Origin of the sequence: Sphingomonas sp. CFBP9019, assembly GCF_034045155.1 — a bacterium.
GTDB lineage: Bacteria > Pseudomonadota > Alphaproteobacteria > Sphingomonadales > Sphingomonadaceae > Sphingomonas > Sphingomonas aerolata.
On sequence record NZ_JAXCWK010000002.1, the window covers coordinates 677778 to 704491 of the forward strand.

At 66.4% G+C, this 26714-nt stretch carries 28 protein-coding genes and 1 tRNA gene; 17 read left to right on the top strand and 12 right to left on the bottom strand.

The genetic code is table 11. The features are described 5' to 3' along the window. Positions 1-7 precede the first annotated feature (7 nt). From SOM18_RS07210 to SOM18_RS07260, 11 genes are all read left to right on the top strand, one after another. Positions 8-658, top strand: a complete 651-nt coding sequence (locus tag SOM18_RS07210; RefSeq protein WP_320481486.1) for an adenylate kinase — start codon at positions 8-10, stop codon at positions 656-658. Between the two features lie 210 nt (positions 659-868). Next, positions 869-1561, top strand: a complete 693-nt coding sequence (locus SOM18_RS07215; protein WP_031395241.1) for a response regulator transcription factor — start codon at positions 869-871, stop codon at positions 1559-1561. 6 nt (positions 1562-1567) lie between these two features. Further along, positions 1568-2911, top strand: a complete 1344-nt coding sequence (locus SOM18_RS07220; protein WP_031439110.1) for a sensor histidine kinase — start codon at positions 1568-1570, stop codon at positions 2909-2911. A gap of 49 nt (positions 2912-2960) precedes the next feature. Further along, positions 2961-3194, top strand: a complete 234-nt coding sequence (locus SOM18_RS07225; RefSeq protein WP_031395239.1) for a hypothetical protein — start codon at positions 2961-2963, stop codon at positions 3192-3194. A gap of 215 nt (positions 3195-3409) precedes the next feature. After that, positions 3410-3778, top strand: a complete 369-nt coding sequence (gene rpsM / locus SOM18_RS07230; protein ID WP_031395238.1) for a 30S ribosomal protein S13 — start codon at positions 3410-3412, stop codon at positions 3776-3778. A gap of 84 nt (positions 3779-3862) precedes the next feature. Next, complete coding sequence (gene rpsK / locus SOM18_RS07235) at positions 3863-4252, top strand: 30S ribosomal protein S11 (RefSeq protein WP_031395237.1); 390 nt, start codon at positions 3863-3865, stop codon at positions 4250-4252. 100 nt (positions 4253-4352) lie between these two features. Then, the gene (locus SOM18_RS07240) at positions 4353-5423 is read left to right on the top strand and encodes a DNA-directed RNA polymerase subunit alpha (protein WP_031395236.1); all 1071 of its coding nucleotides are present in this window, start codon (positions 4353-4355) and stop codon (positions 5421-5423) included. Between the two features lie 166 nt (positions 5424-5589). Beyond that, the gene (gene rplQ / locus SOM18_RS07245) at positions 5590-6012 is read left to right on the top strand and encodes a 50S ribosomal protein L17 (RefSeq protein ID WP_031395235.1); all 423 of its coding nucleotides are present in this window, start codon (positions 5590-5592) and stop codon (positions 6010-6012) included. Positions 6013-6106: 94 nt separating this feature from the next. Further along, complete coding sequence (gene guaA, locus SOM18_RS07250) at positions 6107-7663, top strand: glutamine-hydrolyzing GMP synthase (RefSeq protein ID WP_031439109.1); 1557 nt, start codon at positions 6107-6109, stop codon at positions 7661-7663. Positions 7664-7770: 107 nt separating this feature from the next. Further along, a complete protein-coding gene (locus tag SOM18_RS07255) occupies positions 7771-9387 on the top strand; it encodes a carboxylesterase/lipase family protein (RefSeq protein ID WP_031439108.1) in 1617 nt (538 codons plus the stop codon). Between the two features lie 641 nt (positions 9388-10028). Further along, positions 10029-10460, top strand: a complete 432-nt coding sequence (locus SOM18_RS07260; protein WP_081874171.1) for a c-type cytochrome — start codon at positions 10029-10031, stop codon at positions 10458-10460. A 6-nt stretch (positions 10461-10466) separates the two neighbouring features. Here the strand turns inward: SOM18_RS07260 and SOM18_RS07265 are convergent. Continuing rightward, a tRNA-Arg gene (locus tag SOM18_RS07265) sits at positions 10467-10543 on the bottom strand. Positions 10544-10634: 91 nt separating this feature from the next. Here SOM18_RS07265 and SOM18_RS07270 point away from each other — a divergent pair. Further along, complete coding sequence (locus SOM18_RS07270) at positions 10635-11351, top strand: queuosine precursor transporter (protein ID WP_031439800.1); 717 nt, start codon at positions 10635-10637, stop codon at positions 11349-11351. A gap of 127 nt (positions 11352-11478) precedes the next feature. Here SOM18_RS07270 and purQ read toward each other — a convergent pair whose 3' ends face one another. The 6 genes from purQ to SOM18_RS07300 all read right to left on the bottom strand — a co-directional run bounded on the left by purQ (position 11479) and on the right by SOM18_RS07300 (position 16692). Then, positions 11479-12147 carry a phosphoribosylformylglycinamidine synthase subunit PurQ gene (purQ, locus tag SOM18_RS07275; protein ID WP_031439801.1) on the bottom strand — a complete coding sequence of 223 codons (669 nt, stop codon included), beginning with the start codon at positions 12145-12147 and terminating at the stop codon, positions 11479-11481. Continuing rightward, on the bottom strand, positions 12144-12374 hold the full coding sequence (gene purS / locus SOM18_RS07280) for a phosphoribosylformylglycinamidine synthase subunit PurS (RefSeq protein ID WP_031439802.1): 231 nt from the start codon (positions 12372-12374) through the stop codon (positions 12144-12146). The genes purQ and purS overlap by 4 nt, the downstream gene beginning before the upstream one ends. Continuing rightward, positions 12375-13154 carry a phosphoribosylaminoimidazolesuccinocarboxamide synthase gene (gene purC, locus SOM18_RS07285; protein WP_031396310.1) on the bottom strand — a complete coding sequence of 260 codons (780 nt, stop codon included), beginning with the start codon at positions 13152-13154 and terminating at the stop codon, positions 12375-12377. Positions 13155-13302: 148 nt separating this feature from the next. Continuing rightward, on the bottom strand, positions 13303-14406 hold the full coding sequence (locus SOM18_RS07290) for an acyltransferase family protein (RefSeq protein WP_128082203.1): 1104 nt from the start codon (positions 14404-14406) through the stop codon (positions 13303-13305). Positions 14407-14546: 140 nt separating this feature from the next. Further along, positions 14547-15761: a kynureninase gene (gene kynU / locus SOM18_RS07295; RefSeq protein WP_320481487.1), complete on the bottom strand. Its 1215-nt coding sequence runs from the start codon at positions 15759-15761 to the stop codon at positions 14547-14549. A gap of 34 nt (positions 15762-15795) precedes the next feature. Next, positions 15796-16692 carry an alpha/beta hydrolase gene (locus tag SOM18_RS07300; protein ID WP_031439804.1) on the bottom strand — a complete coding sequence of 299 codons (897 nt, stop codon included), beginning with the start codon at positions 16690-16692 and terminating at the stop codon, positions 15796-15798. A 222-nt stretch (positions 16693-16914) separates the two neighbouring features. On the opposite strand from SOM18_RS07300, the gene parC reads away from it, so the two are divergent. Together parC and SOM18_RS07310 are read left to right on the top strand one after the other, a co-directional pair. Next, positions 16915-19164 carry a DNA topoisomerase IV subunit A gene (parC, locus tag SOM18_RS07305; protein WP_031439805.1) on the top strand — a complete coding sequence of 750 codons (2250 nt, stop codon included), beginning with the start codon at positions 16915-16917 and terminating at the stop codon, positions 19162-19164. Between the two features lie 186 nt (positions 19165-19350). Then, on the top strand, positions 19351-21027 hold the full coding sequence (locus SOM18_RS07310; RefSeq protein ID WP_042466648.1) for a putative bifunctional diguanylate cyclase/phosphodiesterase: 1677 nt from the start codon (positions 19351-19353) through the stop codon (positions 21025-21027). 4 nt (positions 21028-21031) lie between these two features. Here the strand turns inward: SOM18_RS07310 and SOM18_RS07315 are convergent, their stop codons facing one another. From SOM18_RS07315 to SOM18_RS07330, 4 genes are all read right to left on the bottom strand, one after another. Next, complete coding sequence (locus SOM18_RS07315) at positions 21032-22225, bottom strand: CCA tRNA nucleotidyltransferase (protein ID WP_320481488.1); 1194 nt, start codon at positions 22223-22225, stop codon at positions 21032-21034. Then, complete coding sequence (locus SOM18_RS07320; protein ID WP_031440742.1) at positions 22216-22812, bottom strand: CoA pyrophosphatase; 597 nt, start codon at positions 22810-22812, stop codon at positions 22216-22218. The genes SOM18_RS07315 and SOM18_RS07320 overlap by 10 nt, the downstream gene beginning before the upstream one ends. After that, positions 22809-23399: a DUF1285 domain-containing protein gene (locus SOM18_RS07325; protein ID WP_081874293.1), complete on the bottom strand. Its 591-nt coding sequence runs from the start codon at positions 23397-23399 to the stop codon at positions 22809-22811. The genes SOM18_RS07320 and SOM18_RS07325 overlap by 4 nt, the downstream gene beginning before the upstream one ends. Before the next feature lie 76 nt (positions 23400-23475). Beyond that, positions 23476-23985 carry a GNAT family N-acetyltransferase gene (locus SOM18_RS07330; RefSeq protein ID WP_031440744.1) on the bottom strand — a complete coding sequence of 170 codons (510 nt, stop codon included), beginning with the start codon at positions 23983-23985 and terminating at the stop codon, positions 23476-23478. A gap of 138 nt (positions 23986-24123) precedes the next feature. Between SOM18_RS07330 and SOM18_RS07335 the strand changes: the two genes are divergently transcribed. Both SOM18_RS07335 and SOM18_RS07340 read left to right on the top strand, forming a co-directional pair. Next, complete coding sequence (locus tag SOM18_RS07335) at positions 24124-24495, top strand: dihydroneopterin aldolase (protein WP_031395199.1); 372 nt, start codon at positions 24124-24126, stop codon at positions 24493-24495. A 4-nt stretch (positions 24496-24499) separates the two neighbouring features. Continuing rightward, complete coding sequence (locus SOM18_RS07340) at positions 24500-24790, top strand: Rossmann fold domain-containing protein (protein WP_320481489.1); 291 nt, start codon at positions 24500-24502, stop codon at positions 24788-24790. A 24-nt stretch (positions 24791-24814) separates the two neighbouring features. Here SOM18_RS07340 and SOM18_RS07345 read toward each other — a convergent pair whose 3' ends face one another. Beyond that, on the bottom strand, positions 24815-25774 hold the full coding sequence (locus SOM18_RS07345; RefSeq protein ID WP_235188373.1) for a hypothetical protein: 960 nt from the start codon (positions 25772-25774) through the stop codon (positions 24815-24817). A 254-nt stretch (positions 25775-26028) separates the two neighbouring features. Here SOM18_RS07345 and SOM18_RS07350 point away from each other — a divergent pair, with 254 nt between their 5' ends. Further along, complete coding sequence (locus SOM18_RS07350) at positions 26029-26709, top strand: energy transducer TonB (RefSeq protein ID WP_056406249.1); 681 nt, start codon at positions 26029-26031, stop codon at positions 26707-26709. Positions 26710-26714 lie beyond the last annotated feature (5 nt).

Below are 26714 nucleotides of genomic sequence, written 5' to 3' on the forward strand. Positions count from 1 at the left end.
GCGTTTCGTGAATATCATCCTTCTTGGCCCGCCAGGCGCGGGCAAGGGCACGCAGGCCGCGACGCTCGTGGCCGAACGCGGCATGGTCCAGCTGTCCACCGGCGACATGCTGCGCGCTGCGGTCGCCGCGGAATCGCCCGTCGGCCTTCAGGCGAAAGCCGTGATGGCGGCCGGCGGCCTGGTGAGCGACGACATCGTGTCGGGCATCATCGGCGAGCGGCTCGACCAGCCCGATACCGCAAACGGCGTGATCTTCGACGGCTATCCGCGCACCGCGGCCCAGGCCGAGGCGCTCGACGGGCTGCTCGCAGCCCGGGGCCGTACGCTCGACTATGTGATCGAGCTTGGTGTCGACGAAGCCGCACTGATCGACCGCGTGGTTGGCCGGTACACCTGCGCGAACTGCGGCGCCGGCTATCACGACCGGTTCAAGCAGCCGGCGGTTGCCGGGGTCTGCGACGTGTGTGGCTCGACCGAGTTCAAGCGCCGTCCCGACGACAATGCCGAAACCGTCAAGACGCGGATGGCCGAATATCGCGCCAAGACCGCGCCGATCCTGCCGATCTACGATGCGCGTGGTCTCGTGCGCCGCGTCGACGGGATGGCGGACATCGGCCATGTCGGCGTCGCGATTGCGGCGATCCTCGACGACCACTGATTAGACGATCACCGACCCTAACATGACAGGTTTGTCATGTTCGGGTCATCCCCCTGTCGAGTGCCCGATCCTAAGAGACACGTGTCGCCCGAAAGAGCGGCGCGAGTTTCCAGAGATCGGTGCCCGTCACTCCCGGGGGTACCGTGGGGGCCGGCGGGAAGTGATTTCCGCCGGCCTTTCCGTTATGGGATAGGGGAAAGCGATGACGCCGTGAACCGCAAGATCCTGATAGTCGAAGATGATGTGTCCACCGCGAGCTATCTCGCAAAGGGACTGACCGAAGCGGGCTACGCCGTCGAGACCTGTGGCGATGGGCGTGACGGACTGTTTCTTGCCAGCGAGGGGATCTTCGACCTCATCATCGCCGACCGGATGCTGCCAGGGCTCGACGGCCTCGCCATGGTCAGCGCGGTCCGCGCGGCCGGCATCGTCACCCCGGTCCTCATCCTTTCCGCGCTCGCGGCGGTCGATCACCGGGTCGACGGGCTGAAGGCCGGGGCCGACGACTATCTCTGCAAGCCCTTCTCGTTCGCGGAACTGTCGGCGCGCGTCGAGGCGCTGGTGCGCCGGTCGGACCGCCTCGCGAGCGATCCGCAAAAGACCAAGCTGTCGGTCGGCGATCTCGAGATCGACCTGCTTTCACGCGTCGTGTCGCGCGGCGGGCACACGATCCCGCTGGGTGCGCGCGAATTCAACCTGCTCGAATTCCTCGCCCGGCATGCGGGGCAGGTCGTGACGCGGACGATGATGCTCGAGAAGATCTGGAACTATCACTTTGACCCAGGATCTAACGTCGTCGACGTTCATATCGGGCGGTTGCGGCGCAAGCTCGAGGACGGGTTCCCGACGCCGATCCTCCATACGGTACGCGGGGCAGGATACCGGCTCGCCGTGGAGGGCTGAACCGCGATGCGGTTGTCGGTCACCGCGCGGATCGCGCTGCTCGCGATCATGCTGTCGCTGGTGTCCAACCTCGCGCTGATCGGCTTCGTCTGGAAACAGACCAGCGCCGATGCGATCGATGCGATCCGGCGCGAGACCACCGAACAGTCTGATGCGCTGCGCACCGTCTGGCAGGTCGGCGGTATTCCCGAACTGCGCCAGGCGATCGGCGAGGCGGTCAGCCCCGGCGACGTCTCGCTGGTACTCGCGCTCGTCGACGCGGACGGACGTACCGTCCAGGGAGTCGCGCCTGCGCGGCTGACCGTGCCGCTGCGGATGACCCGCTTCAGGATCGCCCGGCTTGGCGACGACGCGTTGTGGAATGCGCGCGAGACGGGGTACGCCCTGTATCCTATCGGCCGGCAATGGCTGCTGACGGGCCGCAATCTCGACCTGATCGCGGCGGAGGAACGTGCGATGGAGCGCGCGCTGGCCTTCGCCATCACCCTCTCGCTCGCGCTCGGCATCGTCGGGGGGCTCGTGCTCGCGCGCTATGTCGGTCGGCGTCTCGACGGGATAGCGAGTGTCGTCGAGGCCGCGGGCGAGGGTGACCTGTCACGCCGGGTGGCCGTGGTCGCGGGTGGCGGTGACGCGTTCGACCGGCTGGCCGCGCGGCTGAACGTCATGCTCAGCAAGCTTGAGGGGGTGATGGCCGAGCTGCGCGTCGTGACCGACAGCCTGGCCCATGACCTGCGCTCGCCGTTGGCACGGTTGCGGACCAAGACCGAGCAGGCGGTGCTGATCGCGGACCCCGACGCGCGTGAAGTGGCATTGGGCGGGCTGCTGACGGAAACCGACCTCGTCATGCGGATGCTGACGATGGTGATCGAGATCAGCCGGTCTGGATCGGTGTCGCGCGACCGGTTCATCCAGGTGTCGCCTGCGAATCTGCTCGAGGAGATCGGTGAGCTCTATGCCCCGGTCGCCGAGGATGCGGGCCTGAGCTTCGTCGTGGCGATTGACGATCGGCCTCCGGCCATGGCGTTGCACCGCGAACTGCTGAGCCAGGCGATCACCAACATGATCGACAACGCGCTGCGGCATGGGGCCAGTGGTGGCACGGTAACGCTGCGCCTGATCGAGCGCGGTGACGGCGTCGTGATCCAGGTCGAGGATCGCGGGCCAGGGATCGCGGTGGCGGACCGTGCACAGGCGCTCAAGCGATTCGGGCGGCTCGACAGCGCACGCACGACCCCGGGGGCGGGGCTGGGCATGGCGCTGGTCGAGGCGGTCGCGCGGCTGCATGACGGGCGGTTCGAACTGGGTGACAATGCGCCCGGCCTCGTCGCGCGGATCGTCCTGCCGGTCTGACCGCGCGCGGGGATGGCTTTGTGCGTGCGGACGCGGCAAGAGGCGGCCGATGGACGCACTTTCGCTTTTCGGGCTTGCCGCGGTCTCCTTCACCCTGCTGTGCTATGCCAAGGAATCGGGATCGCATTGGTGGACGTTCGGCTTCGCCGTTGGATGCCTGTTCGGATCGGCCTATGGCTTCCTGCAGGGGGCATGGCCGTTCGGTCTGGTCGAGCTGATCTGGTTCGTCGTCGCGCTGCGGCGCTGGATCGTGATGCGACGGGTGGCCGAGCCCCGGCCCTGACGCGGTCGCACTTTACGCATCGCAGGGGCGCATCACGCGGGCGGCGGAACCCGCGGCTTGACAGTTCGTTAGCGCGCGCCTAATTCGACCTCCCCGATACGACGGTTCCCGGCGGCGCTCTTTTGCGTTCGCCGTTATCGTGCGTTTCGGATCATCGCTAGGAGATGAGGGCCGTGCAGCCATGCCGGACCTCGTGGAGCAGGAGAACCAAGTTCATGGCACGTATCGCGGGTGTTAATATCCCGACCAACAAGCGCGTGGTAATCGCGCTGACCTATATTCACGGCATCGGTTCGACCAAGGCCAAGGAAATCGTCGCGAAGCTCGGCATTGCCGACACCGCACGAGTCCAGGACCTGACCGACCAGGAAGTGCTGCATATCCGTGAGGCGATCGACGCCGACTACACGGTCGAAGGCGATCTGCGTCGCCAGGTGTCGATGAACATCAAGCGCCTGATGGATCTCGCCTGCTATCGTGGTCTTCGTCACCGCAAGGGCCTGCCGGTCCGCGGCCAGCGTACGCACACCAATGCGCGCACCCGCAAGGGCAAGGCCAAGCCGATCGCCGGCAAGAAGAAGTAATCCGACTCAACACCGGATTACTCCGCCGGCGCTGGTCCCGAGGGACCGCCCGGCGTCACGCAGATACAGGTCAGGAAATACACCATGGCACGCGAACCTCAGCGCATTAAGCGGCGCGAGCGCAAGAACATCACCTCTGGCGTCGCACACGTGAATGCCAGCTTCAACAACACCATGATCACGATCACCGATGCCCAGGGCAACGCGATCTCGTGGTCGTCGGCCGGCGCAATGGGCTTCAAGGGCTCGCGCAAGTCGACTCCGTACGCGGCGCAGGTCGCAGCGGAAGACGCCGGCAAGAAGGCCGCCGAGCACGGCGTCCGGACGATCGAAGTCGAAGTGAAGGGCCCCGGTTCGGGCCGCGAGTCGGCACTGCGTGCGCTGCAGGCGGTCGGTTTCCAGATCACGTCGATCCGCGACGTGACCTCGATCCCGCACAACGGCGTTCGTCCTTCGAAGCGTCGTCGCGTCTGATTTCTCCGACGTTGCCCGTGCGCGGTTGATCGCGCGGCACGGGTGCATATTCATGGCCGGTGGACGTCCTGTCCGCCGGCCCCCAAATTAGGGGAAGCAAGTGTCTGTCAACGCAAAGAACTGGCAGGAACTCAAGAAGCCCAGCGGCCTGGAGAAAAAGGCCGGTGGCGACACCAAGCGCAAGGCGACCTTCATCGCCGAGCCGCTTGAGCGTGGCTTCGGCCTGACGCTCGGCAACGCGCTGCGTCGCGTGTTGCTTTCGTCGCTGCAGGGCGCGGCCGTGACCTCGATCAAGATCGAGAACGTGCTGCATGAGTTCTCGTCTCTGGCCGGCGTCCGCGAGGACGTGACCGACATCGTCCTCAACGTGAAGCAGATCGCGATCCGCATGCAGGGCGAGGGGCCCAAGCGCCTCCAGCTCTCGGCAACGGGTCCGGGTGAAGTCAAGGCTGGCGACATCGCCGTCTCGGGCGACATCGAGATCATGAACAAGGATCTCGTGATCTGCCACCTCGATGAGGGTGCAACGCTCAACATGGAGCTGACCGCCGACATCGGTAAGGGTTACGTGCCCGCGACCGCAAACCGCCCGGCCGACGCGCCGATCGGTCTGATCCCGGTCGATGCGCTCTACTCGCCGGTACGTCAGGTTTCGTACAAGGTCGACCCGACCCGCGTCGGTCAGGACCTGGATTACGACAAGCTGACGCTGACGATCGAAACCGACGGCACGATCACCCCGGAAGACGCAGTCGGCTATGCCGGTCGCATTCTCCAGGACCAGCTCGCGCTGTTCGTGCACTTCGACGATTCGTCGGTCACCCGTTCGTCGGCCCCGATCGGCCAGGCAGCACCCGCTGCCGGTGGTGCGGAGCCCGCAGGCGACACGCAGCAGATCAATCGGTACCTTCTCAAGAAGGTCGACGAGCTCGAGCTGTCGGTGCGTTCGGCGAACTGCCTCAAGAACGACAACATCATCTATATCGGCGATCTGGTCGGAAAGACCGAAGCCGAGATGCTGCGGACGCCTAACTTCGGCCGCAAGTCCTTGAACGAGATCAAGGAAGTGCTGTCGTCGATGGGTCTTCGCCTGGGCATGGAAATCCCGGGCTGGCCGCCTGAGAACATCGAAGAGATGGCCAAGAAGCTCGAGCAGGAAATCATGGGCTGAATGCGAAGCCGTCCGTTATCCTAACTCAAGGCAGGATGACGAACGGCACCGTATTCTACCCTGGATCCCAGCCTTCGCTGGGATGACGGATAATCGGGTGGGCCGCCGTCCCCACCAGCTCCCGGGTACCTCATACGGCCCCTGAACGAACGAAAAGGTATTAAACATGCGCCATCGCGTAGGCGGCCGTAAGCTTCAACGGACCTCGGCCCACCGTCTTGCTCTGTTCCGCAACATGAGCGCCGCGCTCATCAAGCACGAGCAGATCACCACCACCGTCGCCAAGGCGAAGGAACTGCGTCCCTACATCGAGAAGCTGATCACGCTCGCGAAGAAGGGTGGCCTGTCCAACCGTCGTCTCGCGCACGGCAAGCTGCTCGACGATGCACAGCTGGTGAAGCTGTTCGACGTTCTGGCGACCCGCTATGCGGATCGCAACGGCGGCTATACCCGCGTCATCAAGGCTGGCATCCGCATGTCGGACGCCTCGCCGATGGCGGTCATCGAGTTCGTCGACCGCGACGTCTCGGCGAAGGGCCAGGATTCGGGTCCGGTGATGTCGGACGAGGATTACAACGAAGCGGCATAATCCCCGCCTCTCGTTAGTCGAATTGCAGGCCGCGTTTCCCATCCGGGAGGCGCGGCCTCTTTCGTTACGGGTCCCATCCGGCTATGCGCCCGACATGGAGCACCCAGACAGCATTCTCATCGTCGATTTCGGCAGCCAGGTAACCCAGCTGATCGCCCGCCGCGTGCGCGAGGCGGGCGTCTATAGCGAGATCGCCCCCTTCCAGTCCGCCGCGGCCGCGTTCGAACGGATGCAGCCAAAGGGGATCATCCTGTCGGGTGGCCCCGCCTCGGTCACGACCGAGAACAGCCCCCGGGTGCCGCAGCATTTCTTCGAGGCGGGGATCCCGATCCTCGGCATCTGCTACGGCCAGCAGGTCATGTCCGCACAGCTCGGCGGCAACGTGATCGTCTCGGGTGACGGCGGCGAATTCGGCAGCGCGTTCGTCGAGGTGAAGTCGCCTTGCGCGTTGTTCGACGGGCTGTGGGCCGAGGGCGAGCGGCATCAGGTCTGGATGAGCCATGGCGACAAGGTCGACGCGATCCCGCCGGGCTTCACCCCCGTCGCGGTGTCGACCGGTGCCCCCTATGCGATCGTCGCCGACGAGGCGCGGCGCTTCTACGGCGTGCAGTTCCATCCCGAGGTCGTCCACACGCCCGACGGCGGCAAGCTGATCGCGAACTTCGCGCGGCACGTCTGCGGGCTCAGCGGCGACTGGACGATGGCCGAGTTCCGCGAGACCAAGATCGCCGAGATCCGCGCGCAGGTCGGCACGGGCCGCGTCATCTGCGGCCTGTCGGGCGGCGTCGATTCGGCGGTGGCGGCGGTGCTGATCCATGAGGCGATCGGCGAGCAGCTCACCTGCGTCTATGTCGACCACGGGCTGATGCGCGCGGGCGAGAGCGAGCAGGTCGTCAGCCTGTTCCGCGGTGCCTACAACATCCCGCTGATCCATGTGAACGTGGAGGAGCTGTTCCTCAGCGGTCTCGCGGGCATCACCGACCCTGAGCTGAAGCGCAAGTTCATCGGCAAGACCTTCATCGACGTGTTCGATGCCGAGGCCAAGAAGCTGGGCGGGGCGGAGTTCCTGGCTCAGGGAACGCTCTATCCCGACGTGATCGAGAGCGTCAGCTTTACGGGCGGGCCATCGGTGACGATCAAGAGCCACCACAATGTCGGTGGTCTCCCTGAGCGCATGAACATGAAGCTCGTCGAGCCCTTGCGCGAGCTGTTCAAGGACGAGGTCCGCGTGCTGGGTCGCGAGCTCGGGCTGCCGGAGATCTTCGTCGGGCGCCACCCGTTCCCCGGACCCGGCCTCGCGATCCGCATCCCCGGCGAAGTTACCAAGGAACGCTGCGACATCCTGCGCAAGGCGGATGCGATCTATCTCGAGGAGATCCGCAATGCGGGGCTCTACGACACGATCTGGCAGGCGTTCGCGGTGCTCTTGCCCGTGCGCAGCGTGGGCGTGATGGGCGACGGTCGAACCTACGACAACGTCCTCGCCCTGCGCGCGGTGACGTCGACCGACGGGATGACCGCGCAGGCGTTCCAGTTCCCCGGCGACTTCCTGCCGCGCGTGGCGACCCGGATCATCAACGAGGTCAAGGGCATCAACCGCGTCACCTACGACTATACGTCGAAGCCGCCCGGCACGATCGAGTGGGAGTGAGCCCCATGGGCGGCGTGCGCCTCTTCGCCTGAGCGGTTTCCCCGATTGCAGGATGGGCGCGGGTGTTCCATTCCCTCGTAGACAAGCAGGACCGGGGGAGAGCGGTGATGAGCATGCAGAGGGCGTCGACGACGCTGGCGATCGCGATGACGTGTGTTGCCGCGATGGTCCCGGGCACAGGCGCGGCGCAGGGCGTGACGCCCGCGGTCCAGGTCGAGGGCGGTTCGGTGACCGGCACGACGGCCGCAGGCGTCGCAGTCTTCAAGGGCATACCCTTTGCAGCGCCGCCGGTCGGCCCCTTGCGGTGGCGGGCGCCGGAGCCGGTGCAGACATGGTCGGGCGTGCGCGCGGCGGACCGTTTCGGACATGACTGCATGCAGCTGCCCTTTCCGAGCGACGCCGCGCCGCTCGGCACGACGCCGGCGGAGGATTGTCTCGTCCTCAACGTCTGGCGTCCGGCGGCGTCAGGGGCACCGAAACCCGTGCTGGTCTGGATCTATGGCGGCGGGTTCGTGAATGGCGGATCGTCGCCTGCGGTCTATGACGGGTCGGCGTTCGCACGGCAGGACGTCGTGTTCGTCAGCTTCAACTACCGGCTCGGACGGTTCGGCTTCTTCGCGCACCCCGCGCTGAGCGCGGCGAACGAGGGACCGCTCGGCAACTATGCGCTGCTCGACCAGATCGCGGCGTTGCAATGGGTGCGGTCGAACATCGCGAAATTCGGGGGCGATCCGGCGCAGGTCACGCTGATGGGTGAATCGGCAGGGGGCGCTTCGGTGTTGAACCTGATGGCATCGCCGATGGCAAAGGGCCTGTTCGCGCGCGCGATCGTGATGTCGGGCGGCGGGCGCACGCTGATCGGTGGCGTGCCGCTTCGCAGTGAGGCGGGCGGCAGGCCTTCGGCCGAGACGATCGGCGTCAACTTTGCGACGACTCAGGCCATTACGGGACAGTCTGCGGCGGAAACGCTCGCGGCGCTTCGCGCATTGCCCGCCGAGCAGGTGCGCGGCGACTTGAACCTTGCCTATCGGGGCCCGGTGGATGTGCCGACCTATGCGGGCGGACCGATCGTCGATGGCCGCGTCGTGGTCGGCACGACCGACGGGGCGATGCGGCGGGGGACCGCGATGGCGGTACCGATGATGGTCGGGACCACCGATGCGGATATCGCGGGCTTTGGCGAGACGTCCAAGGAGGGGCTGTTCGCCAGCTTCGGTGCGCAGGCCGACGCCGCCCGCGCCGCCTATGATCCCGCGGGCACGCAGGAGCTTGCCGCGATCGGTCCCGAGGTGGGACGCGACCGCCTGATGCACGAACCCGCGCGGCTCGTCGCGCAGCAGACGCAGCGCGTGGGCCAGCCCGCCTATCTCTATCGCTTCGGCTATGTCGCGCAGTCGATGCGCAAGGACTGGTCGGGCGCACCGCATGCCACGGACATCCCGTATTTCTTCGACACGGTTGCCGCGAAATACGGCGCGGCGCTGACCCCGCAGGACGCCCGCGCCGCGCAGCTCGCCAACCGCTATGTCGTCAATTTCGTGCGGAAGGGCGATCCCAATGGTTCAGAACTGCCGCGCTGGCCGGCCTTCGACGCACGCCGGGGCGCCGTGCAGCTGCTGCAGGCCGATGCGAGCGCGATCAACGGCGTGGATCCGCTCAAGGCCCGGCTGGATGCGGTACAGGGGGCCGCCGACGCCGTGGCAGCAGGTCCCGAACGGCACTGACGCACGCCGCGCAGCGCTCACGCACATAGGTCGTGCGTCCGTGTCTTCTTTCGCTTTCTGAAGGAATCGGCCCGCTCGAGAAAAGGGGATAACTCGTGCGGGCCGCAGTCCAGCGCCGACGCTGCTGTCTTGGGGAAGCGCGTCGGACAGATCGGATATGGGCGGAATGCCGCGATGTATCAAGACTTTTGAAAGGAAGTTGTGCCGACCGATTGCGGGACAAATCTGGAGATCGAATTGCGATTCGGCGATCCCGATTGCGCTGTGTGTGGTCTGCACCGAACGATGCCGACCAAGCGGGGAGGGATGGTGCTGCGCGCCCCGCCGGCCCGTGTGACTGAAAACTGGCGGGGCGCTGAAGGTTACGCGATACTCGGCAACGCCTCTGCCCATGGCTTATGCCAAGCAGTCGTGAATTGAAAATGAACGGGGCGCCCCGCCCGTCCGTGCGACACTCTCGTATCCGGGCGGGGCGCCGAGGACGCGATGCCGTATCGGCACTGCGTCGCTGACGACAAGCTAGCATTGGCGGCGAAACTTGACAGCACCGCTCGTCACGCCGCTGCCTCGTTTCGCCCGAAAATCTGCGCTAGGCGGGGGGCGCGGCCGTTCGGACGGGCCGGTGGTATCGGAGCGAAGGCATGCGGAGGATCGGGGTGACACTTGGGCTGATGCTCGTCGGCGCATGCCAGCAGACGGGCGATGGCCGGGATGCCGCCGCTGTGGAACGCCGGGTGGTGGTCGGGACGCTGACGGGCGACCCCGTGGCGGGTGCGCGCGTGTTCGTTCAGTGCAAGGCCTGCCACACGATCGGTGCTGACGCCCCGGATACCGATGGTCCCAATCTTTACGACGTGGTCGACGGCCCCGTCGCGCAACGCCGACCACGTTTTGCCTATACCGCGGCGTTACAGGCGATGGGCGGGCGCTGGGATGCGGCGCGGCTCGATGCGTGGCTGCGGGCACCGCAGGGTGTGGTGCCGGGGACGACGATGCGCTTTGCCGGTCTGTCCGATGCGCAGCAGCGCGCCGACGTGATCGCCTATCTCGCGACCTATCGCCGAGACCGTTAGGAAAATTGGCGCGCCCGGAGGGAGTCGAACCCCCGACCGAGGAGGTAGAAGCTCCTTGCTCTATCCAACTGAGCTACGGGCGCGCACGGCTTCCGATTAGCGTGCATTGCACGAGCTTGGAACCGTCATCATAACGACGTGATGAATATCGTGGATCACGACGCGCCCGAACCCATGGCGGCCACTGCCATGCGCAGCGAACAGTTCCGCTATTTCGATTTCGTGATGGCGGCATTCGTCACGATCCTGCTGCTGTCCAACGTCATCGGCGCGGGAAAGCGGGCGGTGATCGACCTGCCGTTCATCGGTGCCTGGCCGTTCGGCGCGGGGATCCTGTTCTTTCCGGTCAGCTATGTGATCGGCGACGTGCTGACCGAAGTCTACGGCTATGCGCGCGCGCGCCGCTGCATCTGGGCCGGGTTCGGCGCGATGCTCTTCATGGTGTTCATGTCGACGGTGGTCGTCGCGCTGCCGCCGGACGCGGGGTGGACGGGGCAGGCGGCGTATGAGTCGGTGTTCGGACAGGTTCCGCGGATCGTGCTGGCCTCGATCTGTGCGTTCTGGGTGGGCGAATTTGCCAACAGCTTCGTGCTCGCGCGGATGAAGATCTGGACCAAGGGGCGCATGCTGTGGACGCGGACGATCGGCAGCACGGTGGTAGGGCAGGCGTTCGACAGCCTGATCTTCTATCCACTGGCCTTTTACGGCGCGCCCGACTGGCCGGTCGAGGCGATGCTGATGGTGATGGTCAGCCAGTTCGCGCTGAAGGTGTCGTGGGAGGTGCTGCTGACGCCGCTAACCTATGTCGCGGTGGGGTGGCTCAAGCGGCGCGAGGGGGTCGATGTGTATGACGAGGGGACGGACTTCTCGCCGTTCCGGACGCGGGTTTGAGCCTGTCGCATGCGATCCGCTTCCGCCCCCACCCGTTCGTGCTGGGCGAAGTCGAAGCACCTGGGTCTCAGGCCCTTCGACTTCGCTCATGGCAAACGGATGGGGTGGGGTAGGGTGACGAACCCGATTAAGCGCTGACGGCTTCCATCAGACCTTCGAACAGCCGTCGGCCATCCGTGCCGCCATGCGCCGCTTCGATCCGGCGTTCGGGGTGCGGCATCATGCCGAGCACGTTGCCCTTGTCGTTGAGCAGGCCAGCGATGTTGCGCACCGATCCGTTGACGCTCTCGGCATAGCGGAAGGCGACGCGGCCTTCGCCTTCGAGGCGGTCGAGCGTCTCGGTGTCGGCGAAGTAATTGCCGTCATGATGCGCGACCGGGAAGGAGACGTGTTCGCCAGCGCTATAGCCAGACGTGAAGCGGCTCGAGGACGTCTCGACAGTCAGCGCGACGTCACGGCAAACGAAGTTCAGCCCCTGGTTGCGCATCAGCGCGCCGGGCAGGAGCCCCGCCTCGGTCAGCACCTGGAAGCCGTTGCAGATGCCGAGCACGGGCAGGCCCTTGCCCGCCTCCTCGACGACCGCGCGCATGATCGGCGAGCGTGCGGCGATCGCGCCCGAGCGCAGGTAATCGCCGTAGGAGAAGCCGCCGGGCACCGCGACCAGCCCGACATCGCCCGGCAGGTCGGCGTCGCCGTGCCAGACCATGGTCGGCTTGACGCCGGTCACCGTTTCCAGCGCGACGGCGATGTCACGGTCGCAGTTGGAGCCGGGGAAGACGATGACCGCGGTCTTCATGCCTTCTCGACCCGGTAATTCTCGATCACCGTATTGGCGAGCAGCTTGCGGCACATGCCGTCGATCGTCGCGTCGTCGGTATCGTCGGCGACCTCCAGCTCGATCAGCTTACCCTGGCGGACGTCCTGCACGCCGTCGAAGCCGAGGCTGCCGAGTGCGTGATGGATGGCGCGGCCCTGCGGGTCGAGCACGCCGGGTTTGAGTGTCACGAAAACCTTGAGTTTCATTTACTTGCCCCGGTTCTTGCGATGCTTTTCGAGGTCGAGGACCGAATTGTCGCCACCTTCGGGCAACAGGCCAAGACGGCGTGCAACCTCCTGATAGGCCTCGACTTCGCCGCCGAGATCGCGGCGGAAGCGGTCCTTGTCCATCTTCTCGTTGGTTTCCATGTCCCACAGACGGCAGCCATCGGGGCTGATCTCGTCCGCGAGGATGATGCGGCCATAATCATTGTCGAAGATGCGGCCGAATTCGAGCTTGAAGTCGACGAGGCGGATGCCGACGCCGGCAAACAGCCCGCACAGGAAATCGTTCACGCGGATCGCGAGGTCGGCGATGTCGTGCATCTCCTCCTGGCTCGCCCAGCCGAACGCGGCGATATGCTCGTCGGAGATCATCGGATCGCCGAGTGCATCGTCCTTGTAGTAATATTCGATGATCGTGCGGGGCAGCTTGGTGCCCTCCTCGATTCCAAGACGCTTCGAGATCGAACCCGCGGCGACGTTGCGCACGACGACCTCGATCGGGACGATCTCGACCTGGCGGATCAGCTGCTCGCGCATGTTAAGCCGGCGGATGAAGTGCGTCGGCACGCCGATATGATCGAGCAGCGTGAAGATGTGCTCGGAAATCCGGTTGTTGAGCACGCCCTTGCCGTTGATCGTGCCCTTTTTCTGGGCATTGAACGCGGTCGCGTCGTCCTTGAAATACTGGATCAGCGTGCCGGGCTCGGGACCCTCGTAGAGGATCTTGGCCTTGCCTTCGTAGATCTGGCGGCGGCGAGCCATGCGCGGTCCCCTGAAAATTGAGCGGCCCCGACCCCCACGATAATCTTCGCGGAGCCGAGGCCGGAATAGGCCGCGCCTATAGGCGAAGGGCGCGGGCGGTGCAATCGGATCGGCGTGCCGGTGTGAACGGAATGCAGGGCTGTCGATGCTATCCGGCGACTTCGGGAAGCGGCTGGTCCACCGGCGCCGCCCGGGCGGGGCGGGTCGGGGTCAGTCGGCGAACGAGACCGAGGAGCGGTTTCTCGACCAGCAGATGGGCGAGCAGGCCGATGATGATCGCGATGATGACGATCAGGACCACGACGGGTTGCTGCGGCAGTCGGCTGACCGCGGGAATCTTCACCAGCCATCCATAGCCCATCATTACGAAGGCATGGGTGAGATACAGCGCATAGGAGGCATCACCGAGCAGGACGAGGAACCGCGCAACCGCGGTGCGTGGTGCACCGATCGTCAAGACGCTGGCGACGACGACGACTGCGGGAAGGCCCCACGCCGCGATGCGTGGCAGTTCGGGCAGACTGGTGGTGGCGTCGTGCGCGACGAACAGCGGCACGACGGCCATGACCGCCATCGCGACAAGTGCCATGACGGGCGGCACGGGCCAGGCCCGGCCGCGGCGCATCCAGGCGGCATAGCCATATCCCAGGACGAGGCCGAAGCAGAATTCAAGCGATAGCGGGCTTGCTAGGAACTTGGCGGTGGCGGTCGCAGGCATCAGCGAGCCCGCGACCTGCAGGCACAGGATCGCCGCAATCGTTGCGATCACCGATAGCGTCGCCGAGCGCGCCCAGAGCGTGGCCGCGAACAGAAGGTAGAAATACATTTCAAAGACGAGCGTCCACGCGGTTCCGAGTAGCGCATTGCCCGGCAGCAGGATCAGCGCGCCGGCGATCGTCCGTGCGGGATAATGGTTGGAGGCAAGGAATCCCATCGCCGAGATCGTCAGGACGGCGAGGCAGCACAACCAGTAGAAGGGGTAGATGCGGGTTGCGCGGCGGAACAGGAAAGTCCCGGGTGTCGGCGGGCCGCGGCGATCCCTGAACGTGACGTGAAACATGATGAAGCCGCTGATGACGAAGAATATGTCGACGCCCGATGCGCCCGATGTCGTCAGCCAGTCGGGGCTGAACTTTCCGATCGCACCCCCCGACTCCTCCAGCGTGTGATGGACGACGACGGCCAGCGCCGCGATCGCACGCAGCATCTGAATGCCGTATAATTCGACATGACCCGACTGTTTGATTGTCACTGTTACGCCCCCGCGGCGCGACGCTCCCCATGCGTCGCGCCTATCGGCTAACAGATCATGCAATGAAAGTCAGGGCTGGTTCGTCGGACGTGAAGCCGCGTTATTTTACAACTCTTGGCCGGCAGCGAAGGATGCTATTCTCAGGTAACGGCAAGTCGTTCCGAATACTGCGGATTCTGCCACTCTCCGGTTTCGAGGATCTTTTGCAGCATCTCGCCCGCGCACCAGACGTCTTCATAACTGAGATAGAGCGGGGTCAGGCCGAGGCGGAGGATGTCGGGGTCGCGGAAGTCGCCGATGACGCCGTGCGCGATGAGCGCCTGTGTGATCGCATGCGCATGGGGGTGGCGGAAGCTGATATGGCTGCCGCGCTGGGCGGGATCACGCGGGCTGACACAGTCGAGGCCGAGCGCGTCGCCGGCGGAGGCGAGGATGTCGAACAGACGCGCGCTCTTGGCGGCGACGGCGTGCTGGTCGATGTCGGCCCAGAGGTCGAGCGCGGTTTCGAGCGCGGCGGTCGACAGCATCGCGGGGGTGCCCGCGAGCCAGCGCTTCATCCCCGGCGCGGGGCGATAGGCGTCCTCGAACGCGAAGGGCGCGGCGTGGCCCATCCAGCCGGACAGCGGGCTGGCGAGCCTGTCCTGCCAGCGCGTGGCGACATAGATAAAGGCGGGCGCGCCGGGGCCGCCGTTGAGATATTTATACGTGCAGCCGACCGCCAGATCGGCTTCGGCGCCGTTCAGGTCGATCGGCACCGCGCCGACGCTGTGGCTGAGGTCCCAGAGCATGAGCGCGCCCGTCGCATGTGCGCGGGCGGTCCAGGCGGTCATGTCGAAGCGCTCGCCGGTCTTGTAGTGGACATGGGTGAGCAGCAGCACCGCGGTGTCCTCGTCGAGCGCCTCTGCGAGATCCGCGCGCGCGACCACCTTCAGCCGGGCGCCGGGGACGCAGGCGACCGCACCCTCGGCGATATGGAGGTCGGTCGGGAAATTGCCGGCCTCGCTCATCACCGTGTGGCGGTCGGGATTGGCGCGCAACGCCGCGACCAGCGCCTTGAACAGATGCGTCGAGGTCGTGTCGCCGATGATCACCTCGTCCGCGGCGGCGCCGATCAGTGGGGCGATCTTCGCGCCGATCCGCTGCGGCGCGTCGATCCAGCCCTCGTTCCAGCTGCGGATCAGCCGGTCGCCCCATTGGCGGGTCGCGACGTCGGCGAGCGCGGCGGGCGTCGCCTTGGGAAGCGCGCCGAGTGAATTGCCGTCGAGATAGATCACGCCTTCCGGCAGCGCGAACTGCTCCCGGTACGCTGCCAGAGGATCGGCGGCGTCAAGCGCGCGGACTTCGTCGAGGGTCATGGTCGGGCCTTTGTAGATACGGGCGGGTTCACGGTCATTTCAGGGCAGCCGCGATCAGCCGTTTCGCCTCCGCCCAGGCCGCTGTCTCGGGTGCGACGAGTTCGACATGGCCGGTTGCCGGGATGGTGTGGAGGAGGGCGGTGTCGCCTGCGGTTTTTGCCTTGGCGACATAGTCGGTGGCGAAGGGGAAGGGGATGATCCGGTCCTCGCGACCGTTGACGAGGTCCTGCACTATGCCGAGCGGGAGAAGGCGCGGCACCGAGGTGTCGGCGTACACGTCCGCGCGGGCCGCGCTGGGCATGCCGACGAGCTTGGCGACGACCTCCGTGCCGCAGCCATTGGCGGGGGTGGCGGCCGTCGCCTCAAGATCGGGCAGGCCGCCGAGGCTGATGACGTGGTCGATGTGCAGCGGCGCGCTGCTGTGAAGCGGGCTGGCAGCAGGAAGCTTCGCGCGGGCGGCGAGCCAGAGCGCGAGATGGCCACCGGCGGAATGGCCGATCGCGACGATGCGGCGCGTGTCGAGACTGAAGGTCGCCGCGTTCGCGCTCAGCGCGTCGGTCGCCTTCGCCGCGTCCTCGAAGGTCCCCGGATAACCCCCGCCGGCGCGGTCGACGCCGCGATAATCGATGTTCCAGACCGCGATGCCGTCCTTGCGAAGATCGTCCGCGACCCAGTTCATCAGGCTGCGATCGGCGATGCTCGTCGTCCAGCAGCCGCCATGGACCATCACGACGACCGGGAAGGGGCCTTTGCCCTTCGGCCGCCAGACATCGACCTTCTGCATCTGGTCGGGACCATAGGCGATGGTCGCGTCTGGGCTGGGCTTCGGGCGTTTGACGAGGTCGGGCCATGTCAGGAGCTTGGGTGCGGGCGGTTCGGCGGTCACCGGTGTGGAGATGGCGGCGAGCGCGAGAAAGGCAAGGCGGATCATGGTGTTGCGTGGCCTTTCGGGGAGCAGGTAACGAACGCAGGAGCGGTCATGGTCTGACGGTGGCGGACGTCGCGGGTGGACGCAATATCGGTGGGGGGCTTTGCTCGTGGGTCCTGATGTTCGTCAGGGTGACGGGCCGGGGATGAGGACAGGGCATTCTGGTCGGGGTGTTGAGAACAACAGTGGAACCTTTGGGCCGCGCTTGCTATCCACAAGGCAACTATGGTCACCGATTTCAAAGATCCCTTCGATTCCATCGTCGACGCCCCCTTCGACAGCGCGCTGAGCGAGCGGTACCTCGTCTATGCGCTCTCGACGATCACCGCGCGGTCGTTGCCCGATGTGCGCGACGGGATGAAGCCGGTGCACCGGCGGCTGCTCTGGGCGATGCGGCTGCTGAAGCTCGATCCGAGCCAGGGCTACAAGAAATGCGCGCGCGTCGTCGGCGACGTGATCGGCAAATATCATCCGCATGGCGACCAGTCGGTCTATGACGCGATGGTCCGTCTCGCGCAGACCTTCTCGCTGCGCTATCCGCTGGTCGACGGGCAGGGCAATTTCGGCAATATCGACGGGGATAACGCCGCCGCGTACCGCTATACCGAGGCACGGCTGACGCAGGTCGCGGTCGACCTGATGGACGGGCTCGACGAGGATGCGGCCAATCTTCGCCCGACCTACAATGGCGAGGACGAGGAGCCTGAGCTGTTCCCTGGCATGTTCCCCAATCTTCTCGCCAATGGCGCGAGCGGGATCGCGGTCGGGATGGCGACGAGCATCCCGCCGCACAACGCCGCCGAGCTGATCGAGGCGGCGATCCTGCTGGTCGATCAGCCCGATGCCGACAATGACGCGATCTTGGCGCATGTGACCGGGCCGGACTTTCCGACCGGCGGGCTGGTCGTTGATCCGCCCGCGGTGATCCGCGAATCCTATGCCACCGGGCGCGGCGGGTTCCGGGTGCGCGCGCGCTGGGAGATCGAGCGCGAAAAGGGCGGGATGTGGACGCTGATCGTGTCCGAGATCCCGTATGGCGTGCAGAAGGGCAAGCTGATCGAACAGATCGCCGACCTGATCAACGCCAAGCGCCTCCCGATCTTGGCGGACGTGCGCGACGAATCGGACGCCGAGATCCGCATCGTGCTGGAACCGCGGAGCCGGACGGTCGATCCGCAGGTGCTGATGGACGGGCTGTTCCGGCTGACCGATCTCGAGACGCGGGTGAGCCTCAACCTCAACGTGCTCGACAAGGATCGCACGCCGCGCGTGATGTCGCTGCGCGAGGCACTGTCGGCCTGGGTCGAGCATCAGTTCGTCGTGCTGACGCGGCGGACCCAGCATCGGCTGGAGAAGATCGCGGACCGGATCGAGCTGCTCGACGGCTATCTGATCGCCTATCTCAATCTCGACCGCGTGATCGAGATCATCCGCACCGAGGACGAGCCGAAAAAGGTGATGATCGCCGAGTTCAACCTGACCGATCGTCAGGCGGAGGCGATCCTGAACATGCGGCTGCGGTCGCTTCGCCGGCTCGAAGAGTTCGAGATCAAGACCGAGCGCGACAAGCTCGACAAGGAACAGGCGACGCTGACCGCGTTGCTCGCCGATCCCAAGCTGCAGAAGAAGCGGATGAAGGCGGACCTGCGCAAGATCCGCGACCGCTATGGCGCGGAGACGCTGCTCGGCAAGCGGCGCACGACGATCGAGGAGGCCGCGCCGACCCGCGACATCCCGCTCGAGGCGATGATCGAGCGTGAGCCGATCACCGTCATCCTGTCGCAGCGCGGCTGGATCCGGGCGATGCGCGGGCATAATGACCTGGCCAGCCCCGAGGCGCTGAAGTTCAAGGAGGGCGACGGCCCCGCCTTCGCCTTCCATGCGCAGACGACGGACAAGCTGTTGCTCGCGGCCGAGAATGGGCGGTTCTTCACGCTGGCGGCGGACAAGCTGCCGGGCGGGCGCGGCTTTGGCGAGCCGGTGCGCGCGATGATCGACCTCGACGGCAGCGTCGGGATCGTCGCGCTCTTGCCCGCGGCGCGGCAGGCCAAGCTGATGGTCGCGGCGACTGACGGCCGCGCGTTCATCGCGACGGCGGCGGACGTGATCGCGGAGACGCGCAAGGGCAAGACGGTGATGACGCCGCGGATCGGCGAGAAGGTGAAGCTGGTCCGCCCGGTCGACCCCGCGGACGATTATGTCGCGGCGATCGGCGACAATCGCAAGCTGCTAGTGTTCCCGATCAACGAGCTGGTCGAGATGAATCGCGGGCAGGGGGTGCAACTCCAGCGCTACCGCGACGGCGGGCTGGCGGATGCGATCACCTTCGTGTTCGCCAACGGCCTGAGCTGGGCGATGGGCGGCGAGACCAAGCGCACGCGGACCGAGGCGGATCTGGGGCCGTGGCGCACGGCGCGCGGCGCGGCCGGGCGCATGCCCCCCACAGGTTTTCCCCGCGACAACCGATTCGGCTGAAATTCGGCTATGCTAAGGCGATGCGTGCTGACCATCGCGATCTGACTCCAGGGTAAATCGGGAGCCGGCGGCCGGGTCATTGCGGACTGGTGCCGGGCTGTCTGAACCGGCGTTGAAATAATCGTACTCGTTTTGGGTCTTTTGTAAATTTCACGCGGCCTTAACGAAGCCGGGTTAGGCAGGACTATGGAATGGGTTCTTCACGAGGCCGAACAACCGGCAACCGTCTCGGCTGAACTCGTCGCGCGCGGCCTCGAGTTGAGCCCGATTCCGATGGTCCACCTGACGCTCGAGAATGGTAGGCTCGAGCTGTTCGCGATGAACCGGGCCTATCGTTTGGCCGGGCTGGGCGTCGTCGCGGCACGGTCGCCGATGATCGCCGATCTGGGCGATCGGATCATCGCCTTTCTGCTGACGTCGCAGACCCGACTCGACTTCGACTGGGCCTTTGGCGACACGATCGATTGCCGGCATTACCGCGTGACGATCGCGCGGAGCAGCGCAGCGATCCACGACCGGTGCACGCTGAGCTTCGTCGACCGGACCTCGCAGATCCATACCGAACGCAGCATGCGGCGCGAGATGACCACCGACAGCCTGACCGGGCTGCTCAACCGCGAAGGGTTCGAGGATCTGGTCGAGGCGGTCGAGGATCACGCCGCACGCGCGGTCCTGGCGATCGATATCGACCGGTTCGGGCGGCTGAACGCGTGTCTGGGATCGCTGGTCGGCGACGAGATGCTGATCACCGTCGCACGGCGGATCAAGGGCGCGCTGCGAGTGCGCGATACGCTGGCGCGGGTCGGCGGCGGGCAGTTTGCGGTGCTGATGACGATCGACGAGGATCCCGCAGAGGCACTGCGTCTCGCCGACCGGATTCAGCGCGCGTTGATCGCGCCGTTCCGCCTGACCGATTACGAGATCCGCGTCGAATGCTCGATCGGCATCGCCTATGGTCGGGACGAGACCGGCGACACCGCCGAGATGATCCGGCACGCGCAGTTCGCGGTGAAGCGCGGCAAGGCGACGGGTCGGACCGAATGCTATCAGCGCCAGGAATTCGTGATCGCGCGCGAACAGTTCGGCATGGAGACCGCGCTGCGTCGCGCGATCGAGAATGACCGGCTGCGGCTCGCCTATCAGCCGATCTGCGATCTCGCGACCGGGCGTATCGTCGCGTTCGAGGCGCTGGCGCGGTGGACCGACGAGGATGGTCGCGAGATCCCGCCGACACAGTTCATTCCGGTTGCCGAGGAATCAGGGCTGATCGTTCCACTGGGGCGCTGGGCGATCGATGCGGCGGCGCGGACGCTGGCGGCGTGGGACGTGCGTGCCGGCGGGCATTGCGGCGTTCGCGTCGCAGTGAACCTGTCGGCGATCCAGCTGCAGCGCGATGCGATCGCGCCGGTGGTCGAGTCGGCGCTGTCTCGCTCGCGACTCGGCGGCGACCGGTTCACGCTCGAATTGACCGAAAGTGCGATCGTGTCCGACCCGGACCGGATTGCGCAGGCGATGCACGCGCTGAAGGATCTCGGCACGACGCTCGCCATGGACGATTTCGGGACCGGCTATTCCAACCTCGCCTATCTCCAGAAACTGCCGATCGATGTGCTGAAGATCGACCGGAGCTTCGTGACGGGGATGCTGGCGGACCGCGACAAGGTGTCGATCGTCCGCGCGATCCTCAGTCTCGCGCAGGCGCTCAACATGCAGACGACCGCGGAGGGGATCGAGACGGGCGACTTGGCCCAGACGCTCGCGGCGCTCGGATGCACTTATGGCCAGGGCTATGTCTTCGCGCGGCCGCTCGAGGCGGCTCAGGCGTTCGAGTCGATCTTCAGCCGGGTGCCGATCCTGGCCTGAAGGTTCAGGCGAGCGTTTCGGTGACCGCCTTGTCCGCGATCGCATCGACTCTGGCCTGATCGGGAAAGCCCTCCGCGATCCACTGCGTCTCGATCCGTCGGCGCATCGCCGCGACGTCGGGGCCCTTGCGCAGGCCGCGTTCGACCAGCGCGCCCCCGCTGATCGGAAATGCCGGCGGCGACCAGTCGGCAATCGGTGCGACGTCCGCGCCTGCGATCAGCAACCGGTCGATCGCGCCAGCCACGCCGTGGCGATAGGCGAGTGCGCGCGGGCCTTCGTCCCCAATCCCCTGCGTCGCCGCGACGACGCGTTTGCGATTGGTGTTCGACAGTTTCAGCCGTGCAGCGACCACATCGCCGTCGCGGGCGGGGATCAATGCGGCCAGACGGCGGATCGGATCGGGCGCAATGCCGGCGGCATGTTCGTGATCGACCAGCGCGGCCAGCCGTGCGACCCCGTCGGCGTCGATCTCGGGCAGCACCGCACGCCAGATGCCGCGCTCGACCATCAGTGCGATCACCGCAACGGCGCGCGCCGCGACGAGCAGCTTGAGCAGTTCGGCGGCGATCCGTTCGCGGGACAGCGCCATCAGGTCGTTCGCGCGGGCGGTGCACGCCTCCAGCCCGGCGGCGTCGATCTGGGTCCCGAACCGCGCGTGAAAGCGGAAGAAGCGCAGGATCCGCAGATGATCCTCCGCAATCCGCTGCAGGGGATCACCGATGAAGCGCACGCGCCCTGCGGACAGATCGTCAAGGCCACCGAAATAGTCGAAGATCTCGCCGCTGACGGGATCGGCATAGAGCGCGTTGATCGTAAAATCGCGGCGCGCCGCATCCTCGCGCCAGTCATCAGTGTAGGCGATCGTCGCATGCCGCCCATCGGTCGCGACGTCGCGGCGCAGCGTCGTGATCTCGACGGTTCCACCCTCGGTCACCGCGGTGATCGTGCCATGCGCAAGCCCGGTCGGCACCGCGCGGATCCGCGCATCCTCGAGCCGTTCGAGCACCTCCTGCGGGGGGAGGCTGGTTGCGATGTCGATGTCGATCGCGCCGGTATCGGCCGGCGTCAGGCCGAGCAGGGTGTCGCGCACCGCCCCGCCGACGAACCGCGACTGCGCCGACGCCCCGCCCAGCACGGCGGTCAGCGCGGCGAGGCCGGGGCGCGTCCGCCAGGCGGCATTGGGAAGGCTCATGCCCATTGCAGTCGTCGCCTCAGATTGACGATCATCGCCGCGGTCGCGCCCCAGATGCGGCGGTCGTTCCAGATGATCTCGTAATAATGCCGCTCATGGCCCTGCCATTCGACGCTGGCTTCGACATGATTGCCCGAATCGAGCAGGAATTCGAGCGGAACCTCGAACACGTTCGCCACCTCGGCCTCGCTCGGGTGGAGCACCAGGTCGGGGGGGATGACGCCGATCACCGGCGTCACCTGGAAGCCGGTGACGGTGCGATAGGTATCGGCCTGGCCGATGACGGTCACGCGTTCGCGCGGCAACGCGATCTCTTCCTCGGCCTCGCGCAGCGCGGCGGTGACGATATCCTCGCCAGGATCGATCCGGCCGCCGGGGAAGGCGATCTGGCCCGCATGCTTGCGCATCGTCTCGGTACGCTGGGTCAGGATCACCCCGGGTTCGGCACGATCGGTCACCGCGATCAGAACCGCCGCGGGCAGCAGCGTATCGCCGGGCGGCAGATCGATATCGTCACGGTCGCCGGTCAGCAGGATCATGCCCGGCTCGACACCCCGCGACAGCGCGCTGCGCAGCCGATCGGCGAGCGTCACGCGGCGATGTCTTCGGGCGACGGCACCGCGGGTTCGAGCGGAAAGAACTGGCCGTCGCTCCACAGCCCGACCGGCGACTCGCCGCCCGCGATCGCGCGGTCGGCGAGCTCGTAATAGACCGGCCGGGCGACCACCGCCTCCATCGCGCCACGGACCATCAGATAAGGTCGCGGGCCGTCTTCATCCTCGACGAAGCGGATCGGGTGCGCGGCGCCCGCGGTTACGAGGTCGCCGGTGTTGAGCCGGAAGGTCAGCCTGGTCGCCGGACCCTCGCCATCGATCTTTACCTCGACCGCAACGAACGGCACGTCCTCGACGACGATGTCGAGCTTCTCGACCGGGGTAACCAGGACATAGCCGCCCGATGGCTCGCGCCGGAGGATCGTCGAGAAGAGCCGGACCATCGTCTCGCGGCCGATCGGCGTGCCCTGATGATACCAGGTCCCGTCGCGCGCGATCCGCATTTCGCTGTCGCCACAATGCGACGGATTCCATTTGTCGACCGGCGGCAGTTTCTGCTCGTCGGCGAGCCGGGCGATTTCGGCGAGGCTCAGCGAGGCAAGATCGGGGAGGGGGTCCATAGGCATGAGCGCGAGGTAGGGTGCGCATGGCCTCTCGTAAAGTCTCGCGGCAGGCGAAGCGCCAGGTCGCGCTGCGGCGTCGTCAGCCGGCTGCGCCTGGGCGCGGGCCGAGCATTCCAGCGTCGTCGGGTACGGCCCCGCCCAGTGCAAGAAGCCGGTGGCGTTCGACCGGACCCGGTGCCTGCCACGCAGCCGTGCGCTCGGCGGAAAAGCCGAAGAACCGGCCATAATAGTCCGGATCGCCGATCAGCATCAGCGCGTCGCCCAGATCGCTCGCCGCAGCGACCTCGAGCGCGCGCGCTACCAGCGCCCTTCCGATGCCGTCGCCCTGGTGCCCCGGCGCGACCGCGACCGGGCCGACCATCACCAGCGGCAATGCCGCCTGCGCGGTCATGAGCGCGATCGGCCAGCACTGGATCGAGCCCAGCAGCATGTCGCCCGACACGGCGGCGAAGCTGAGCGTCGGGATCGCGGTTCCATCGCCGCGGATCATATAGGCGGTCCGGCCATGACGATGCTGCCCGAACGCGCGGTCGAGCAGCATCTCGACCTCGGCATGCGGGACGGCGTTCAAGGGGACGAGTTCGAACACCGGCTTCTCCAGCGCCGGCGCAGGAACGTCCGGGGCCGCGCGCTTTACGCAGCATGTCGCCGAACGCAAGCGGAACCCGCGTCGCGCCGCGTCCGCCCCGGGCCTTCCCTACGGTCGCGGCTCTGCTAGAGCGCGGCGATGCAAGACAGTCTTCAGCTCGAAGTGCACGACATGGAAGTGCAGGTGCTCACCGGAATCTATTCGGAGGAGACGCATCTGCCCCAGCCGCTGCGGATTTCGCTCACCGTCGATCTCACCTGCCCGAGCCGGTTCGATCCCGACACGCCCTTGTCGGCGTCGAAAAACTATCTCGATCTGAAACATGCCGCGACCACGGCCTTGCCGACGGGCGTGCATTTCACGCTGATCGAGGCCGTTGCCGACCATATCTGCGAGACGCTGTTCCTGCAGGACGCGCGTGTTCAGCGGGTTGCGGTGAAGATCGTCAAGCTGGCGATCGCCGAAGCGGGCGAGGCGATCGGCGTGACGCTCGTGCGACATCGTCGGTGAGATCGTGCGGCTGATCCTGAGCGAGCGTGACGATATCGCGGCGTGCGTGCGCGATGCGCGCGCGCGGCTCGGTGCCGACGACAGCCTGGTCGTCGTGATTCGTGAAAGCAGTGATTCGCTTTTTGCCGCCCAGGCCCGCGCCTCGATCGCGCCGCTCGCGATCGAGGCGGCGCCGGTGACGCGAATCAACGCCGTCCTGTCCCATAATGGGGCGCGAGCCGCCGATGTCGAAGCGGCGATCAGCTACCTAGAGACCGCCCTGTCGACGACCGGGCAGATCCTCGAGATCCGCTGAGCGGACCCTCGCTCGGCGGTCCGGTCAGCGCCGCGGGCTGCGTCCACAGGGGCCGAGCGCACGAAGAACGAACTGATAATCCTCACGCGCGATCACCGCGTCGGTGGCTGCCATCGACGCGACGCTGCGATCCGGCATCGCGGCGGGAAGCGCGCAGGCCAGCCGGTACCACAACAGCGAACCACGCGGCGGAGGGGCCGCGGCCTCGTCGACGATCTCGCTCAGCGCAACCGCCCAGCGGGGTTGCTCGCCGGGCCGCCGCAGGATCGACAGCGAGACGGGACGCTGATCCGAAGTGGTCAGGAAGATCTGCGTTTCGCCTTCGCCGGGCAGGGCGCCCGGCACGTGAAAGGCGTTGCCGATCCCGGTGATGACGGGCGGCGCGTCGGCGGCGAGCACCTCGCGGGCGATGCGGCGGACCTGCGCGTCGAGGGCCGGCGTCCAGTCGCGTTGCGCGTCGCGCGCGACGAGCTGGATCTGGGCGGTCGATGTTCCGGCGGTACGTGCAAACAGCAGCACGCGCGCCTTTTTCAGCTTGGGCAGTCGACCGTTAGAATCCGGTGCAACATCAAGCAGATAGCCGAGTCTTGGGGCCACACCACCACTGCCGCGAATCAGCGCGGTCACGTCCGCCTCGACATAGAACCGGACGAGCCCGGGTGCGACATCCGCCGCCTCTGCGCCCTTGATCCGCGCGGTCGAGCGAATCGTCGCGTCGGCGATCACTGGCGCGGCGAGAACGAGATCCGCAAGGTCCGCATAGCCCGCGCCTTGGTCGGCGGCCGCGGGCTGGGCCGGCTCCGCGCCAGCCGCTCCAGCGGGCGCTGCATCGCGCGCGCCTTCCCATTGCCGATCAAGCTGTTCGGGGGTCAGCGTCGTCGAGTCGCCGGCGCTGTTTTGCTGCGGCGCGGTCGGCATGGATTGCGGCGGGGGGGCCGTTTGCGCAACGATCGGGGCCGCGGCGATGACGGCGAAGAGGGTCATGAGCGGTGGGATGGAACGTGGGGATATCATCGCCATGGGCTACGCGATGGCGCATGAACGTTACAGAAATAAAATTGCCATCATACGCTTGTACGTTTGTTGCGTCCGACAAAGCGTTTGCGTGTCGCATGGCGTGGCGATAGACATTGCGCACTGCCGCGTGGAATTTTTGCTTCACGGCACACGTTTGCGTTGCGCCTGCCCCCATGCGCGACTGCGTGAAGGCAGACAGAATAAGGGAGTGTCGTTGCTGAATGGCCTATGTTGACCAGAAGATGTCCTCAGGCAAAATCGTCGCGATCGTCATCGTCGCGCTGATTCATGCTGCCTTGGGCTATGCTTTCGTCACCGGCCTCGCGTTTCAATACGTGAAAAAGGCCACCGAAAAGTTAAACACGTTCGACGTGGAGCCGCCGCCACCGCCGCCTCCGCCCGACGAGCCCCCGCCGCCGCCGCCTGACCAGCCTAACCTGCCGCCGCCGCCGACCACCGTCGTCGTGCCGCCGCCGGTCGTTGTTACGCCGTCGCCCGCTCCGGCGATCACGACGTCGAACATCATCCCGCTGAGCCAGCCAACGGCACCGCCGGCGCCTCCCGCGCCGCCAGCGCCGCCGGCCCCGCCAGCAGCACCGACGGTCAGCAAGGCCGCGGGCGCCAAGGGTAATCCGGCGACGTGGGTGAGCCAGGACGACTATCCGCCGAGCGCGATCCGTGCCGGCGAACAGGGTGCGGTCGCGATGCGCTGGGACATTAATGCCCAGGGTCGTGTCGAGAACTGCACCGTGACGTCGTCGAGCGGTTCGCCTGCTCTCGATCGGGCAGCCTGTGCTGCGATGACGCGACGTGGTCGCTACTCGCCGGCGCTCGATCAGGCCGGGAACCCGATGCGTTCGAGTGCGACGCAGCGTATCCGGTGGACGTTGCCGGAAAATTAATCTGC

What these genes read in the sequence shown, in the direction of transcription:
- SOM18_RS07220 (WP_031439110.1), top strand. Translation starts at nt 1,568, where the DNA reads ATGCGGTTGTCGGTCACCGCGCGGATCGCGCTGCTCGCGATCATGCTG.
- SOM18_RS07225 (WP_031395239.1), top strand. Translation starts at nt 2,961, where the DNA reads ATGGACGCACTTTCGCTTTTCGGGCTTGCCGCGGTCTCCTTCACCCTG.
- rpsM (WP_031395238.1), top strand. Translation starts at nt 3,410, where the DNA reads ATGGCACGTATCGCGGGTGTTAATATCCCGACCAACAAGCGCGTGGTA.
- rpsK (WP_031395237.1), top strand. Translation starts at nt 3,863, where the DNA reads ATGGCACGCGAACCTCAGCGCATTAAGCGGCGCGAGCGCAAGAACATC.
- rplQ (WP_031395235.1), top strand. Translation starts at nt 5,590, where the DNA reads ATGCGCCATCGCGTAGGCGGCCGTAAGCTTCAACGGACCTCGGCCCAC.
- guaA (WP_031439109.1), top strand. Translation starts at nt 6,107, where the DNA reads ATGGAGCACCCAGACAGCATTCTCATCGTCGATTTCGGCAGCCAGGTA.
- SOM18_RS07255 (WP_031439108.1), top strand. Translation starts at nt 7,771, where the DNA reads ATGAGCATGCAGAGGGCGTCGACGACGCTGGCGATCGCGATGACGTGT.
- SOM18_RS07260 (WP_081874171.1), top strand. Translation starts at nt 10,029, where the DNA reads ATGCGGAGGATCGGGGTGACACTTGGGCTGATGCTCGTCGGCGCATGC.
- SOM18_RS07270 (WP_031439800.1), top strand. Translation starts at nt 10,635, where the DNA reads ATGGCGGCCACTGCCATGCGCAGCGAACAGTTCCGCTATTTCGATTTC.
- purQ (WP_031439801.1), bottom strand. Translation starts at nt 12,147, where the DNA reads ATGAAGACCGCGGTCATCGTCTTCCCCGGCTCCAACTGCGACCGTGAC.
- purS (WP_031439802.1), bottom strand. Translation starts at nt 12,374, where the DNA reads ATGAAACTCAAGGTTTTCGTGACACTCAAACCCGGCGTGCTCGACCCG.
- purC (WP_031396310.1), bottom strand. Translation starts at nt 13,154, where the DNA reads ATGGCTCGCCGCCGCCAGATCTACGAAGGCAAGGCCAAGATCCTCTAC.
- kynU (WP_320481487.1), bottom strand. Translation starts at nt 15,761, where the DNA reads ATGACCCTCGACGAAGTCCGCGCGCTTGACGCCGCCGATCCTCTGGCA.
- SOM18_RS07300 (WP_031439804.1), bottom strand. Translation starts at nt 16,692, where the DNA reads ATGATCCGCCTTGCCTTTCTCGCGCTCGCCGCCATCTCCACACCGGTG.
- parC (WP_031439805.1), top strand. Translation starts at nt 16,915, where the DNA reads ATGGTCACCGATTTCAAAGATCCCTTCGATTCCATCGTCGACGCCCCC.
- SOM18_RS07310 (WP_042466648.1), top strand. Translation starts at nt 19,351, where the DNA reads ATGGAATGGGTTCTTCACGAGGCCGAACAACCGGCAACCGTCTCGGCT.
- SOM18_RS07315 (WP_320481488.1), bottom strand. Translation starts at nt 22,225, where the DNA reads ATGGGCATGAGCCTTCCCAATGCCGCCTGGCGGACGCGCCCCGGCCTC.
- SOM18_RS07325 (WP_081874293.1), bottom strand. Translation starts at nt 23,399, where the DNA reads ATGCCTATGGACCCCCTCCCCGATCTTGCCTCGCTGAGCCTCGCCGAA.
- SOM18_RS07335 (WP_031395199.1), top strand. Translation starts at nt 24,124, where the DNA reads ATGCAAGACAGTCTTCAGCTCGAAGTGCACGACATGGAAGTGCAGGTG.
- SOM18_RS07345 (WP_235188373.1), bottom strand. Translation starts at nt 25,774, where the DNA reads ATGACCCTCTTCGCCGTCATCGCCGCGGCCCCGATCGTTGCGCAAACG.
- SOM18_RS07350 (WP_056406249.1), top strand. Translation starts at nt 26,029, where the DNA reads ATGGCCTATGTTGACCAGAAGATGTCCTCAGGCAAAATCGTCGCGATC.